This window comes from Streptomyces sp. Z423-1 (genome assembly GCF_013009255.1).
Lineage (GTDB): Bacteria > Actinomycetota > Actinomycetes > Streptomycetales > Streptomycetaceae > Streptomyces > Streptomyces gossypiisoli.
In genome coordinates, this window is record NZ_CP053109.1 from 4,645,979 (window position 1) to 4,660,966 (window position 14,988).

12 protein-coding genes and 1 pseudogene are annotated in these 14,988 nt (G+C 68.5%); 8 read left to right on the top strand and 5 right to left on the bottom strand.

Annotation, left to right across the window (positions count from 1 at the left end):
- Positions 1-58: 58 nt before the first annotated feature.
- The 4 genes from HJD23_RS20660 (at position 59) to HJD23_RS20675 (ending at position 2,332) form a co-directional block, all read left to right on the top strand.
- A complete protein-coding gene (locus HJD23_RS20660; protein WP_141312150.1) occupies positions 59-376 on the top strand; it encodes a cupin domain-containing protein in 318 nt (105 codons plus the stop codon).
- A 194-nt stretch (positions 377-570) separates the two neighbouring features.
- Complete coding sequence (locus HJD23_RS20665) at positions 571-783, top strand: DUF5326 family protein (protein WP_171118409.1); 213 nt, start codon at positions 571-573, stop codon at positions 781-783.
- A gap of 285 nt (positions 784-1,068) precedes the next feature.
- Positions 1,069-1,794 carry an IclR family transcriptional regulator C-terminal domain-containing protein gene (locus HJD23_RS20670; RefSeq protein WP_332109448.1) on the top strand — a complete coding sequence of 242 codons (726 nt, stop codon included), beginning with the start codon at positions 1,069-1,071 and terminating at the stop codon, positions 1,792-1,794.
- Between the two features lie 100 nt (positions 1,795-1,894).
- Entirely contained in the window at positions 1,895-2,332 is a 438-nt protein-coding gene (locus tag HJD23_RS20675) for an SsgA family sporulation/cell division regulator (protein ID WP_171118407.1), read from the top strand.
- A gap of 92 nt (positions 2,333-2,424) precedes the next feature.
- Here HJD23_RS20675 and HJD23_RS20680 read toward each other — a convergent pair whose 3' ends face one another.
- Entirely contained in the window at positions 2,425-3,924 is a 1,500-nt protein-coding gene (locus HJD23_RS20680; RefSeq protein WP_171119256.1) for a YibE/F family protein, read from the bottom strand.
- A gap of 686 nt (positions 3,925-4,610) precedes the next feature.
- Between HJD23_RS20680 and thiC the strand changes: the two genes are divergently transcribed.
- Complete coding sequence (thiC, locus tag HJD23_RS20685) at positions 4,611-6,407, top strand: phosphomethylpyrimidine synthase ThiC (protein ID WP_171118405.1); 1,797 nt, start codon at positions 4,611-4,613, stop codon at positions 6,405-6,407.
- A 145-nt stretch (positions 6,408-6,552) separates the two neighbouring features.
- Here the strand turns inward: thiC and HJD23_RS20690 are convergent, their stop codons facing one another.
- The 3 genes from HJD23_RS20690 to HJD23_RS20700 all read right to left on the bottom strand — a co-directional run bounded on the left by HJD23_RS20690 (position 6,553) and on the right by HJD23_RS20700 (position 10,246).
- Positions 6,553-7,419 (bottom strand): hypothetical protein, encoded by an 867-nt coding sequence (locus HJD23_RS20690; RefSeq protein ID WP_171118404.1) that lies wholly within the window; start codon positions 7,417-7,419, stop codon positions 6,553-6,555.
- 193 nt (positions 7,420-7,612) lie between these two features.
- The gene (locus HJD23_RS20695) at positions 7,613-8,716 is read right to left on the bottom strand and encodes a metallophosphoesterase (protein WP_260463361.1); all 1,104 of its coding nucleotides are present in this window, start codon (positions 8,714-8,716) and stop codon (positions 7,613-7,615) included.
- Positions 8,717-9,139: 423 nt separating this feature from the next.
- Positions 9,140-10,246 (bottom strand): LacI family DNA-binding transcriptional regulator, encoded by a 1,107-nt coding sequence (locus tag HJD23_RS20700; RefSeq protein ID WP_171118400.1) that lies wholly within the window; start codon positions 10,244-10,246, stop codon positions 9,140-9,142.
- 418 nt (positions 10,247-10,664) lie between these two features.
- Between HJD23_RS20700 and hisC the strand changes: the two genes are divergently transcribed.
- A complete protein-coding gene (gene hisC / locus HJD23_RS20705; protein WP_171118398.1) occupies positions 10,665-11,744 on the top strand; it encodes a histidinol-phosphate transaminase in 1,080 nt (359 codons plus the stop codon).
- A gap of 117 nt (positions 11,745-11,861) precedes the next feature.
- Here hisC and HJD23_RS20710 read toward each other — a convergent pair.
- A pseudogene (locus HJD23_RS20710) lies at positions 11,862-12,251 on the bottom strand (cyclophilin-like fold protein).
- Between the two features lie 199 nt (positions 12,252-12,450).
- Between HJD23_RS20710 and HJD23_RS20715 the strand changes: the two are divergent.
- Complete coding sequence (locus HJD23_RS20715; protein WP_171118396.1) at positions 12,451-13,956, top strand: cytochrome ubiquinol oxidase subunit I; 1,506 nt, start codon at positions 12,451-12,453, stop codon at positions 13,954-13,956.
- Between the two features lie 20 nt (positions 13,957-13,976).
- Positions 13,977-14,981, top strand: coding sequence for a cytochrome d ubiquinol oxidase subunit II (cydB, locus tag HJD23_RS20720; protein ID WP_171118393.1), 1,005 nt, complete (start codon positions 13,977-13,979; stop codon positions 14,979-14,981).
- The last annotated feature ends 7 nt before the right edge of the window (positions 14,982-14,988 follow it).

A 14,988-nucleotide genomic window follows, 5' to 3' on the forward strand; every position in this document is an offset into this window, starting at 1 on the left:
GTGTCTGATCGTGGCAGACGAGATCGGTTACGAATACGGGCGCGAGGGCGACGAAGCGATGAAGGCATTCCGGCTGGACGAACTGGAGGCGGAGCGCGCCGCCAACGAGGGGGCCTACCTTCAGTTTCTGCGGGAGCGGAACATGTCGGTTGGTCTGTACGCGCTCAACGCGGGCGAGCACGACCCGCAGAAACCGCACAACCAGGACGAGGTGTACTTCGTGGTGAGCGGCCGCGCCGCGATCACCGTCGGTATGGAGACCACCGAGGTGGCCCGCGGCAGCGTGGTGTACGTCCCGGCCGGGGTGGCACACAAGTTCCACCACATCAGCGAGGACCTGCGGGTGCTGGTGGTGTTCTCGCCGCCCGAGAACTGACCCGTCGGCTCGGGGTTCGTGGCTCTCGCGTCCCCGGATTCCCTAGGGGATGGGTCAGGGGAGGACAAGGGCTGCGAGGCACCCGTCGGGTGCCTCGCAGCCCTAGCATCGAAGCAGGACATCACAGGACCCGGCGGGACCGGATGGCTCACAGGGAGCCGTGCGGCCGGCGGGTGGAGAGAGGGACGAGGGCGATGCGAGAGATCTTCGCGGGTCTGCCGTGGTGGGTGAAGTGGATCGCGGTGCCGGCCATCGCTCTGGTCGTGTTCGGCGGCGTGATAGTCAGCGTCGTGGGCTTTGTGATCGGCCTGCTGTTCAAGCTGCTGGTCTTCGTGGCCCTGGTCGGCGGACTCATTTACGTCGTACGGAAGTTCACGACGAACTCCTCCTCGCGTGGCGACTGGTAACAGGTGTGGGTGACAGGAGCCGGTAACAGGAATGACCGGTTCCCTCGGGGGAGGGAAGTTTCCGGGCGGACGGTCTGCGAGCGGTGGCAGGCCAATAGAGTCCGGAACCCGGACGCGGGGGAGACCCCGCGAGCGGCGTACACACCCGTACACCCCCTCCCGTGCACCCTTGCACGGGCTGCCCCCCTCGCGCTTCGGGAGTGACCCTTGGCCACGGCAGACACCGCACCCGCAGATCCCTACGCACCCCCCACGCCCCGGCACAACGCCACCCTCATCGGGTCCGTGCAGCGCGCCATGCGCCTGCTGGAGGCCGTCGCCGAGCACGAGCACGGCGCCCCCGCCAAGCAACTGGCCCGCGAGACCGGCGTCGCCCTCCCCACGACGTACCACCTGCTGCGCACCTTGGTGCACGAGAGCTATCTGCGCCGGGAGAAAGGTCTGTTCTTCCTCGGCGAGGCGGCCGAGCGGCTGAGCAGCAGCGGAGCCCAGCAGAAACGTCGCAGCACGGTCAACGCGGCCCTGGCACGCTGGCGGGATTCCATCGGCGTGCCCGTGTACTACGCGATCTACCGCGACGGCGAGATCGAGGTCATGTGCGTCTCCGACACCCCCGGCAATCCGGCGGTGGAGGAGTGGGCCGACTTCCGCGAGACCGGCCACGCGCACGCCATCGGACAGTGCCTGCTGTCCCAGCTGGACGAGAACACCCGCCGGGACCACCTCGACCGCTATCCCGTGCAGTCGATCACCCCGCACACCGTCCGCGACAGCCGCGCGCTGCTGCACCGACTCGAACGAACGAGCCGGATGGAACCGGTGACCGAGCGCCAGGAGTACGCGCTGGGAACGGTGTGCGCGGCCATTCCGATCACTGTGGGTGACAGCGCGGGGACGATGGCCATCTCGCTCCCCAGCCACCAAGCGGACCGACTGCTTCCCGCAGCCCGGCAGTTGCAGAGCGAGGTGGGCCGTGCGCTCGGGTCACTCGCGATCTCTATCAGTATCTGAAAACTCACTCCTTGTGATCTGGTGTGTACGTTCAGCAAGATGCCACCAGGTATCAGAGGTTCATTCCCGGCCAATCGAACGGCAAGTGACGGGGTAGGCGATGCGCGAGTCCGTACAGGCAGAGGTCATGATGAGCTTTCTCGTTTCCGAGGAGCTCTCCTTCCGCATCCCTGTGGAGCTGCGCTACGAAACGTGCGATCCCTATGCCGTGCGGTTGACCTTCCATCTGCCCGGGGATGCCCCTGTGACCTGGGCCTTCGGGCGGGAGCTGCTGATCGACGGGGTGGGGCGGCCGTGCGGGGAGGGTGATGTGCGGGTCTCACCGGTCGATCCCGAGTCGCTGGGCGATGTCCTGATCCGGCTTCAGGTCGGCTGCGACCAGGCGCTGTTCCGCTCCTCGACGGCCCCGCTGGTCGCCTTTCTCGACCGCACGGACAAGCTGGTGCCGTTGGGCCAGGAGGGCTCCCTCGCCGACTTCGACGCCCATCTCGACGAGGCGCTGGACCGGATTCTGGCGGAGGAGCAGAGCACGGGGTGAGGCGTGCGATGAGGTGGGTGGCGTAACGCTTCGCCTGGTGTCGGTGGGGTCTGTGGGGTTGGTGGGGCTACGGCTGCGCAGGCTGTCGGTGCTCAGCGCTTGCGCCGCCGTCCCCTCCCGCCGCGGGCCGGTACCGGAGCTTCGTGGCCGACCCCGTCGGCAGCCGCGCGTGTCTCGGCCTCCTTGTCGGCCCGGTCGGCCGACACCACCAGCGCCGCGAGGGCCGTGGTGACCGGCACCGAGGCCACCAGGCCGATCGAACCGACCAGCGTGCGCACGATCTCCTCCGCGACCAGTTCGCTGTTGGCGACCGTCCCCACGCTGCTCTGGGCGATGGAGAAAAGCAGCAGCAGGGGGAGCGCGGCGCCCGCGTAGGCGAGGACGAGGGTGTTGACGACGGAGGCGATGTGGTCCCGGCCGATACGGATGCCGGCCCGGTACAGTCCGCGCCAGCCCATCGCCGGGTTGGCCTCGTGCAGTTCCCAGACCGCCGAGGTCTGCGTGACGGTTACGTCGTCGAGCACACCGAGCGAGCCGATGATGACGCCGGCCAGCAACAGACCGCTCATGTCGATCGACGGGTACAGGCCGTGGATGAGGCCGGTGTTGTCGTCGGTGTTGCCCGTGAGCGCGGCCCAGCCGATGAACAGCGAACCGAGGATGCCGATCAGCAGCAGCGAGATCAGCGTGCCGAGAACTGCCACGGATGTTCGGGCCGACAGCCCGTGGCACAGATACAGGGCGATCAGCATGATGGCGCTCGCCCCGACCACGGCCACGACCAGCGGGTTCGAGCCCTGCAGAATCGCGGGCAGGATGAAGAAGTTGAGCACCAGGAAGCTGATGGCCAGCGCGACCAGCGCCATGACGCCGCGCAGCCGTCCGACGGCCACGACAGCCAGTGCGAAGAGGCCGGCGAGCAGGGTCATCGGGAGTCGGCGGTTCACGTCGGTGACCGAGTACTGGAGGTCCTCGGGGGCGGAGGGTTCGTAGGCGACCACGACCTTCTGGCCCTGGTGCAACTGGCGTGACTGGTCCGGCTGCACGATCTCGGTGAACGTACGGCCCTTGTCTTCGCCCGTGTCGATCCGGATCGTGGCCCGCTTGCAGATGCCGTTCGCCTGCTGCTGGGCGGAGGAGCCCTCGGCGGTCGAGGTGTCGCCGTTCGGTATGACCGCCGAGGCGTTGACCGCGTCGCAGGGCAACTCCTCGATCCTGGAGACCGTGGCCTGCTGGGTCTGCCGGTCGAAGCCGACGCCGGTGCGCTCGTGCGGCGGGGCACCGCCGGGCCACAGCACGGCGAGGCCGACCACGACGGCCGCGGCGAAGGGGATGAGCACCGCGGCGATGACCTTGCGCAGGTGCATGGAGACGGGGGCCGCGGGACCGTGCGCGTGACTGTGCGAGTGGCCGTGCCCGTGTCCGCCGCCGTGTCCCTGTCCGCCACTGGGGCCGTTTCCTGGGCCGTCACCGGCACCATGGCCGTGCCCCTGGCCGCTGCCGTGGCCGGGACCGTGTCCCTGGCCGCCACCGGGCCCGGAGCGCCCGTGGCCGTCACCCGCGTCAGAACCGTGCCCCTGGCCAACGCCCAGGCCCGAGCCGTACGCCGACGCCTCGCCATGACCGGAGCCCTGCCCGGGAACGCCTCCGGGACCCGCCCCGTGCTCATGCCAGCCACCCGGGCCAGAGCCGCGCCCCTGCCCACCCTCGGCAACGGGACCCGTCCCCGGCCCTCCACCACCGCGGTATCCGCCCACAGAGCCGTACACACGGCCGCCGGGACCATGGCCGGCACCATGCTCAGGACCGCCGCCGAACCCGGATCCATGACCCGGCCCCGTGCCAGGGGCGTCAGCCCGCCCCATGCCCGGCCCCGTGCCAGGAACGTCATCCCGATCCATGCCCGGCCCCCTTCCTGAAGAACCACTGCCACCCATGCCCGAGCCGCTTCCCGACCCCATGCGGGAGCCGGTTCCGTGCGGCGGTTCGTGCGGCGGGAACGGGGGCTGCTGATTCGTGGTCACCGACCGATCATCGCAAGAACGACCGGGGCCCTCTGTTCACCGCGCCCGAATTGACGCTAGCGTGGGAGCACCTTTGTACACGCGGGAGCTCGGAGCACCGGGCTGAGAGGGCGCTGACCTCCGTCTTCACAATGTTTCACGTGGAACGTGACTCGGCACGAGTGATGTTTCCCATGAAACACCGACAGACGGAATCCGCTGCGTCGACCGCCGAACCTGTTACCGGGTAATGCCGGCGTAGGGAGATAGGTCTCATGGCCAACAAGGACGCACGCACGCCTGCCTCCACCCAGAACGCGACCAACGACGCGAGCAACGGTGAGGCCGGGAAGTCCGTCGGCTGGCACAAGGCGTACGTCGAGGGCTCACGCCCCGACCTGCGCGTGCCGGTCCGCCAGGTGCACCTCACCAACGGGCAGTCGGTCACGCTGTACGACACCTCAGGCCCGTACACCGATCCAGTCGTCGACACCGATGTCCGCCGCGGCCTGCCGCCGCTGCGGGAGAACTGGATCATCGCCCGCGGTGACACGGAGGAGTACGCGGGCCGTCCCGTCCGTCCTGAAGACGACGGGATCAAGCACACCTCGCCGCGCGGCGGGCTGCGCAACCTCGACGCGGTCTTCCCCGGCCGCCCACGCCTGCCGCGCCGCAGCCGCGACGGCCAGGCGGTCACGCAGCTGGCGTACGCGCGCCGGGGCGAGATCACACCCGAGATGGAGTACGTGGCCATCCGGGAGAACGTCTCGCCCGAGGTCGTACGGGAGGAGATCGCGGCGGGCAGGGCCGTACTGCCCGCGAACGTCAACCACCCGGAGATCGAGCCGATGATCATCGGCAAGCGGTTCCTGGTGAAGGTCAATGCCAACATCGGCAACTCGGCGGTGACGTCCTCCATCGAGGAGGAGGTCGAGAAGATGACCTGGGCGACCCGCTGGGGCGCCGATACGGTCATGGACCTGTCCACCGGCCGCAATATCCACACGACCCGCGAGTGGGTGCTGCGCAACTCCCCCGTCCCCATCGGCACGGTGCCGCTGTACCAGGCGCTGGAGAAGGTCGACGGCAAGGCCGAGGAGCTGACCTGGGAGATCTACAAGGACACGGTCATCGAGCAGGCCGAGCAGGGCGTGGACTACATGACGGTCCACGCGGGCGTGCGCCTGCCGTACGTACCGCTCACCGCGAACCGCAAGACCGGCATCGTCTCGCGCGGCGGCTCGATCATGGCGGCGTGGTGCCTGGCGCACCACAAGGAATCGTTCCTGTACGAGAACTTCGAGGAACTCTGCGAGATCCTCGCCGCCTACGACGTCACCTACTCGCTGGGCGACGGCCTCAGGCCGGGCTCGATCGCGGACGCCAACGACGAGGCGCAGTTCGCGGAGTTGCGCACGCTCGGGGAACTCAACCGGATCGCGAAGCGTTTCCACGTTCAGACCATGATCGAGGGCCCGGGCCATGTCCCGATGCACAAGATCAAGGAGAACATCGACCTTCAGCAGGAGATCTGCGATGAAGCTCCGTTCTATACGCTCGGCCCGCTGACGACGGACGTCGCGCCGGCGTACGACCACATCACCTCCGGCATCGGTGCCGCGATGATCGCCTGGTGGGGCACGGCCATGCTCTGCTACGTCACGCCCAAGGAGCACTTGGGCCTGCCCAACCGTGACGACGTCAAGACCGGCGTCATCACCTACAAGATCGCCGCCCACGCAGCCGACCTCGCCAAGGGGCACCCCGGTGCGCAGGAATGGGACGACGCGCTGTCCGACGCCCGCTTCGAGTTCCGGTGGGAGGACCAGTTCAACCTGGCCCTCGACCCGGACACGGCACGTGAGTTCCACGACGAGACCCTCCCGGCCGAGCCCGCCAAGACGGCGCACTTCTGCTCGATGTGCGGGCCGAAGTTCTGCTCGATGAAGATCTCCCAGGACATCCGCCGCGAACACGGCGGTACGCAGGCGGAGATCGAGCAGGGCATGGCTCAGAAGTCCGAGGAGTTCGCGGCGGCCGGTAACCGGGTGTATTTGCCGATCGCGGACTGAGCCGAAACGACCCGACGGGGCGCGGAGGTCGCGTCCTCAAGGCCACGCGACCCCGTCATCGTCTCGGGCCAGCCCGCACACGACAGCGCACCGTCACTGCCGGATCTCCGGCTTGCGCACCCCGGGCGGGGGCGCAAGCCGCAGGTCATTCCGGCTTGTGGTCCGGGCCTCCGAAGTCCGGGCTGGTGTAGTCCGGGCTGGAGAAGCTCGGGCGCGCGCCCGACGGGCCGTCACCGGGGCTGGTGAAGCCCGGGCGGTCGTAGCCCAGGTGCGGGATACGACTGGTCGGGATCGTCGGAGCCGTACGGTGCAGTGCGGCCGGACCCGGGGCGGTGAGCGCCTCCCGGAGGAACGGCAGGATGCCGTTCTCCAGCAGGGCCTGGCGCCAGGCATCCCTGGCCCTGGTCACCTCGCCGCTGAGTTCGCCGTACGGCCCGGATTCGCGCGAGGGCCGGTTGCGCAGTGCGGTGAGCAGCAGCCCCACGGCGGCGAGCAGGATCGCGACCGCGGTCACGGCGCCGAACACCCACCCGGTGGTGACCATGGTCTGGGCGATGCCCAGCTCGGGGTCGAGCATCTTCAGGGTGTAGCCGACGAGCAGGAAGATCGCCGCGGCCGTTCCGGCCAGGACGGGCGCCAGGACCGCGATGATGGCGACGGCGCCCGCGCCGACGGTCTCGGCGGCGGCCTCTCCCATGGTGGTGGCGAGCCCCACGGCGCCCGTGCCCGGCTCGGTGGAGCCGGACTCGCGGGCGGCCGACGGGGTGGACGGCGCCGGGCGGCGCAGTTCCTCGCGGACCTTGACGTAGTACTGGTACTCGGTCGCCGCGGCCGCCGTGATGAGTGCGGTGGCGTTGAGCGCCATGGTGCGCAGTTGTTCGGGGTTGAGCCGCTGTCCCACAGCGGCCAGTTCCGGTCGGTGGTGTGCGGAGCGCAGCGCCTCATCGAGGAGCCGCTCGTATTCCTGGCGGTCCTCGCTCAACAGGTGCTGCGGAACGCTGTTCATGTGCATCCCCCGATGCTCCGTAGGGCTTGGGGCTCGCACGCTGACGAGCCGTCGGGCAGAAACGGAGGGGAGCCTGCTACGGATAAGGCGATGGTAGAGCGGTGACGGTGCGCCGTGACAGGGGGTTTGAAGAAATTGGCCCCTGGCCTGCGCCGTCGTGCGCCGGTCAGCCGTCGGGATACGCCTGCCCCGGGAACGCTCAGATATCCAGGGGAAGTTGCTGGACCAGTAGCTTTCCGGCCATGGTCACCCCACCGTCCATGGCGATGGCGAGGCCCTCGGCGTAGACGTGCGGCCCCTCGACCACCGGGCCGGTGCCGTCCTCGCCGTCCTCGGAGCCGACCTCGCCGAGCAGGTAGGGAATGGGGCTGTGGCCGTGAACGATACGGGTGCCGCCGTACGTATCGAGCAGTGAGCGTACGGCGTCGGCGCCGCCCTCGTCGCGGAAGGAGAAGCGCTTGGTGAACTTGCGGAACAGGTCCCAGACCTCGTCCGCGTCATTACGGGTGAGGGCCTCGCGGACGTTGTCGTTGACGGCCTCGATGGAGTCGCCGTAGTCGAGATAGGCGGTGGTGTCCGAGTGGACGAGCAGATGGCCGTCGATCTCGACGAGCGCGTCGAGGCGGGCCATCCACTGCAGATGGTGGTCCTGGAGCCGGTCCATGTCGGTCTTCTGCCCGCCGTTGAGCAGCCAGGCGGCCTGGAAGGTGGCTGTGCCCGCACCGGAGTTGACGGGCGTGTCGCCGAATCGCTTGGCGCCGAGCAGGAGCAGTTCGTGGTTGCCCATCAGGGCCTTGCAGTAGCCGCCGGCCGCGGCGGCCTCGGCGGACAGCCGCATCACGAGGTCGATCACGCCGATGCCGTCCGGGCCGCGGTCGGTGAAGTCGCCCAGGAACCACAGCCGGGCGGTCCCCGCACACCACTGGCCGGCGGCGTCGATGAGGCCCTTCTCCCGCAGCGCGGCCACCAGCTCGTCGAGATAGCCGTGCACGTCGCCCACGACGTACAGGGGCCCGGGGCCGGTGGTGGCCTCCGGCTGCGGGGCCGGCACGGCCAGCGGATCGACGGTCACCTGAACCGTGTCACCCCGGTTGATGACGGGCAGGTCGCGCTCCGTGGGCGTGTACTCCTGCGGGTAGTCCACCGGCTCGGCGACGGGGCTGACGACCTCGCCGGGGTGCGCGCTGTGGACGTACGGACCGGTCTCGTGGACGTAAGCGGGCACCCGGAAGTCGCGCAGCGTCGCCGTCCGCTCCACCTCGGGTCCCTGACCGGCCCCCTGAGTCATCGACCCCTCCACCATCGCGCCGCATCTGCACCGCATCGGACTGCCTGGTCGCAGCGGCCCGCGGTGTCGTGGGCCCATCATAGGAATGCGGATCGCGCCGTGTGATGACCCAGGGGTGGTGAATCAGAGCGGGACTCCGGTTCACCGCGGCTTTCGCCCCGATTGAGCCGGGCTTTCATCGGCCCGATGAGCGTGCCGCAGCACGCCTGTGTGGTGCTTCAGCTCTGGGCCTGTCGATTGGATCATGCCGACTGGCGGGGCCTGGCAGGCGCTCCCCCGGAGGGGGTACCCCCAGCCGCGTCGTCGTCGGTCTCCCCCACGCTCGAATCGAGCTCGCACGGGGGCACCCCCATCGCCCCGGCTCGGGTCGGCTGAAAGGCGTGGTCTCTCTCAGCCGACCTGATCCGAACGACGCCGACCTGATCCGAAACGACAGCCCTAGTCGGGCGTCCGCGGTGGGCTGACCGTGGTGCGTGGTGAGCGCCGCTGCGACGAGGTGCGCACGATCAGCTCGGTAGGTATGACCTGCTCGACCGTCCGCTCCGACTCGACGCCCTCGATGGCGTCGATGAGCAGCTGGACCACGGCCGTGCCGATCCGGCGCGGCTTCAGGGAGAGCGTGGTGATGGGCGGCTCGGTGTTGGCGTACACGGTGGACTCGCTGCAGCAGACCAGCAGCAGATCGTCCGGTACGCGCAGTCCGTAGCGACGGGCGGCGGCGAGCAGGTCGGTGCCGTTCGGGTCGAACAGGCCGTAGACGGCGTCCGGCCGGTCGGGCCGGGCGAGCAGTCGGTCGGCGGCGACGGCGCCCGCGCAGGGATCGTGTGCCGGGTACGCCTCGTAGACCGGGTCCTGGCCGACACGTTCGCACCAGCGCAGGTACGCCGTGGTGGACAGGTGCGTGTAGGTGTCGGTCGTGGTTCCGGTCAGCAGGCCGATCCGGCGGGCGCCGGCGTCGGCGAGGTGGTCGAGGATGCCGAGCACCGCGGCCTCGTGGTCGTTGTCGACCCAGGCCGTGACCGGGAGCGCGCCGGCCGGGCGGCCGTCGGAGACGACCGGTAAACCCTGCCTGACCAGTTCGCTGACGACCGGATCGTGGTCGGAGGGGTCGATGACAACGGTGCCGTCGAGGGCGACGTTCGACCACACGTCGTGGCGGGAGGTCGCGGGCAGGATGACGAGCGCGTAGCCGCGGGCGAGCGCGGCGGAGGTGGCGGCGCGGGCCATCTCGGCGAAGTACGCGAACTCCGTGAAGGTGAAAGGTTCATCCCCGTACGTCGTCACGGTCAGGCCGATCAGTCCGGACTTGCCGGTACGGAGTGTTCGGGCCGCGGCCGACGGGCGGTAGCCCAGCCGGTCGGCGACCTCGCGGACATGGCGTCGGGTGGCGTCCGGGAGCCGGCCCTTGCCGTTGAGTGCGTCGGAGACGGTCGTGATGGAGACCCCGGCGGCGGCGGCCACATCTCTGATGCCCGCCCGGCCCGGCCGACTGCCTCGACGAGAGGTTTCCGCGCGGCTCACCTGGTGCTTCCCTGCTGCTGTCATGGCGAGCCGATAGTAGGGCTCATGCGGTGGGGTAGTGCGGACGCATATGCACCCGTTGACAGGCACGTTTCTGCAAGGTCAAAAAGCATCAAATGCCTTGGATATCAAGAGAGTTGGGCCTCTCTGGCGCAGTACGTGACTTGTCGGCGCGCACAGGCCTGCCAAGACCTTGATGTTTCGAAGAGGTCTCAACTCACCTGACCGGGGGATGCGCGCTACGGCGTGAGCCACCGGCGCGTAGATATATGTGTGGCGCGCCCCCCGATTCGTGCGCCTTCATGCGGTGATGCCCCTGATGCTGCTGAGACTGATGGTGTCTGTCCGCACCCATACGCAGTGGCGCCGAATCCTCATAAGGTGAGAAGCATTGGAAGCCGGCGGCGGTCAGGGGCCGCCGGTGGTCGCGAGGAGGACTGCGGTGAGCGAGACGAGCCCCAAGCTGCGCGCGGAGCTGGACGGAATCCCCACCTACAAGCCGGGCCGGCCGGCCGCGGCCGACCGGCCGGTCGCCTACAAGCTGTCCTCCAACGAGAACCCCTATCCGCCGCTGCCCGGCGTGATGGAGAGCGTGACGGCCGCCGCCTCGTCCTTCAACCGCTACCCGGACCTGTTCTGCACGGACCTGGTGAACGAGCTGTCCAACCGTTTCGGCGTCCCCGCGTCCCACCTGGCCACCGGCACCGGCTCGGTCGGCGTCGCCCAGCAGCTGGTGCAGGCCACCAGCGGGCCCGGCGACGAGGTGATCTACGCCTGGCGCTCCTTCGAGGCGTACCCGATCATCACGCAGATCAGCGGTGCCACGTCCGTGCGGGTGCCGCTGACGCCGGGGGCCGTGCACGACCTGGACGCGATGGCGGACGCGATCACGGAGCGGACCCGGCTGATCTTCGTCTGCAACCCCAACAACCCCACCGGCACGGCCGTACGGCGGGCCGAACTGGAGCGCTTCCTGGACCGGGTACCGGCTGACGTGCTGGTCGTGCTCGACGAGGCGTACCGCGAGTTCATCCGCGATCCCGAGGTGCCGGACGGCTGCGAGCTGTACCGCGAGCGGCCCAACGTCTGTGTCCTGCGGACGTTCTCGAAGGCGTACGGCTTGGCCGGTCTGCGCGTCGGGTTTGCCATCGCGCATGAGCCGGTGGCGGACGCGCTGCGCAAGACGGCGGTGCCCTTCGGGGTGAGCCGGCTGGCGCAGGAGGCGGCGATCGCCTCGCTGCGCGCCGAGGACGAGCTGCTCGGCCGGGTCGGGTCGCTGGTGTGTGAGCGCAACCGCGTCGTCGACGGGCTGCGTGAGCAGGGCTGGACGGTCCCCGAGACCCAGGCCAACTTCGTGTGGCTGCCGTTGGGTGAGCGCACGGTCGCCTTCGCGGCGGCGTGCGAGCAGGCGGGAGTGATCGTGCGGCCGTTCCCGGGCGAGGGTGTGCGTGTGACCGTCGGGGAGGCCGAGGGGAACGACATCTTCCTGAAGGTGACGGAAGGGTTCCGGAAGGAGCTCTGAGGCAGGGCGAGACGGCGACCGCGGCGGCGCAGTCGAGGGGCGGTCGCCCGGTCCCTGGGGATCGGCCCTTGGGGATCAGCCCCTGGGAATCATGCCCCTTGGGGATCACGCCCGCGCTCAGGCGTCCACGACCTCCACCCGGATCGGGTCGCCGTCGTGGACCGACGCCAGGAGGCGGGGATCACCGTCGATACGGCCGAGGATGTTGCACGGGCTCGCGAGGCGGCACTCGTCGCCTCGGGAGACGGGTGTGGGCCCGTAGGGGAGTGCGAGGGCGTCGCCGTCGGTCCAGAAGGTCACCGTGCCGGGCTCGACGACCTGCCGTGCGTCCGTTTCACGTGAAACGGCGACGCCCGTGTCGAAGTAGACCTCCTCGCCCCACGTGCGTGCGGTGGAGGCGAGCGGCAGTGCCTTGATGAGGGCCTGCGTGGTTGGGGTGTCGTGGAGGCTCGCGGTGAGGTGACCCGAGGGTCAGGAGATCCGGATCTGCGTCGGCTGCGTCTGCATAGCGGCGATTCAACAATATGTTGAACTTGCTGCCAAGGGGTTGACGCAAGTAACAGGACCCCCCCTGGGATGTCGAGAATCTGTGCGTCATAATGGCTTGTGAATGTGAACGCGTTCACAAGCGCTCCGATTGCCTGGGATGTGTAGAGCAAAAGGGGCAAACTGCCGTTGTGTCCACGGCGATGTAAGGAGAGACGACGTGGAATTGGCTTTGGCGCCGGAGACTCTGGCGCGATGGCAGTTCGGCATCACCACCGTCTATCACTTCCTGTTCGTCCCCCTGACGATCTCGCTCGCCGCCCTCACGGCCGGCCTGCAGACCGCCTGGGTGCGCACCGAGAAGGAGAAGTACCTCAGGGCGACCAAGTTCTGGGGCAAGCTCTTCCTGATCAACATCGCCATGGGTGTCGTCACCGGCATCGTGCAGGAGTTCCAGTTCGGCATGAACTGGTCCGACTACTCGCGCTTCGTCGGTGACGTCTTCGGCGCGCCCCTCGCCTTCGAAGCCCTCATCGCCTTCTTCTTCGAGTCCACCTTCATCGGCCTGTGGATCTTCGGCTGGGACAAGTTGCCGAAGAAGATCCACCTGGCCTGCATATGGATGGTCTCGATCGGCACGCTGCTGTCGGCGTACTTCATCCTCGCGGCGAACTCGTGGATGCAGCACCCGGTCGGCTACCGGATCAACGAGGAGAAGGGACGGGCCGAGCTCACCGACTTCTGGGCCGTGCTGACCCAGAACACCACGCTCAACCAGGTCTTCCACAGCTTCTCCGCGGCCTTCCTGACGGGCGGCGCCTTCATGGTGGGCATCGCCGCCTTCCACCTGATGCGCAAGAAGCACATCCCGGTGATGCGGACGTCCCTCCGGCTCGGCCTGGTCACCGTGGCGGTCGGCGGCCTGCTCACCGCAGTCAGCGGTGACACCCTCGGCAAGGTCATGTACGAGCAGCAGCCGATGAAGATGGCCGCGGCCGAGGCCCTGTGGGACGGCGAGAAGCCGGCGCCCTTCTCGGTGTTCGCGTACGGGGACGTCGACAAGGGGCACAACAAGGTGGCCCTGGAGATACCCGGCCTGCTCTCCTTCCTGGCCCACAGCGACTTCGAGTCGTACGTGCCGGGCATCAACGACACCAACAAGGCCCTCCAGGAGAAGTTCGGCCCCGGTGACTACAAGCCCATCATCCCCGTCGCCTACTGGGGCTTCCGCTGGATGATCGGCTTCGGTATGGCGTCGTTCTCCATCGGCCTGCTGGGGCTGTGGCTCACCCGCAAGAAGTTCCTGCTGCCGGCCGCGTACCGAACGGGGGAGGACGAGGTACCGCATGTGGTGCTGCTGAGGAAGCCGCTCCGGCCGCGGCTCACCCGCCTGTACTGGCTGGTGGCGGTCTGGACGATGGCCTTCCCGCTGATCGCCAACGCCTGGGGCTGGATCTTCACCGAGATGGGCCGTCAGCCGTGGGTCGTCTACGGCCTGTTCCAGACCCGCGACGCGGTCTCCCCCGGCGTCTCCCCGGGCGAGGTCCTCACCTCGATGATCGTCTTCACGACGCTCTACGCCATCCTCGCCGTGATCGAGGTCAAGCTGCTCGTGAAGTACGTCAAGGCCGGCCCGCCCGAGCTCACCGAGGCCGACCTGAACCCGCCCACGAAGATCGGCGGCGACGCCCGTGACGCCGACAAGCCGATGGCCTTCTCGTACTAGGCCGAGGGAGCTGCACAGTCATGGAACTGCACGACGTCTGGTTCGTCCTGATCGCCGTCCTGTGGATCGGCTACTTCTTCCTGGAGGGCTTCGACTTCGGGGTCGGTGTCCTCACCAAGCTGCTGGCCCGCAACCGGCCCGAGAAGCGGGTACTGATCAACACGATCGGCCCGGTGTGGGACGGCAACGAGGTGTGGCTGCTGTCGGCCGGTGGCGCCACGTTCGCCGCCTTCCCCGAGTGGTACGCGACCCTCTTCTCGGGCTTCTACCTGCCGCTGCTGCTCATCCTGGTCTGCCTGATCGTCCGGGGCGTCGCCTTCGAGTACCGGGTCAAGCGGCCCGAGGAGAACTGGCAGCGCAATTGGGAGCACGCGATCTTCTGGTGCTCGCTGATCCCGGCCTTCCTGTGGGGTGTGGCCTTCGGCAACATCGTCGGGGGCGTGAAGATCGACCGTGACTTCGAGTACGTCGGCACCCTCTGGGACCTGCTCAACCCGTACGCGCTGCTCGGTGGTCTGGTGACGCTGACGCTGTTCACTTTCCACGGTGCGGTGTTCACGGCACTCAAGACGGTCGGGGACATCCGGGAGCGGGCCCGCAAGCTGGCCTTCCAGGTCGGCCTTGTCACGGCCGCGCTGGCGGTGCTCTTCCTGCTCTGGACGCAGGTCGAGAGCGGGAACGGCAAGAGCCTGGTCGCCATGGTGGTGGCGGTGGCCGCGCTGGTCGTCGCGCTGATGGCGAACCAGGCCGGGCGTGAGGGCTGGTCGTTCGCGCTCTCCGGCGTCACCATCGTCGCCGCCGTCGCGATGCTCTTCCTGTCGCTGTTCCCGAACGTCATGCCGTCCTCGCTCGATGACGCCTGGAGCCTGACGGTCACCAACGCATCGTCGAGCCCGTACACCCTGAAGATCATGACCTGGTGCGCGGCGATCGCCACACCGATCGTCCTGCTCTACCAGTCGTGGACGTACTGGGTGTTCCGCAAGCGGATCGGTACGCAGCACATCGCCGAAGCCGCACATTGAGTCCGGC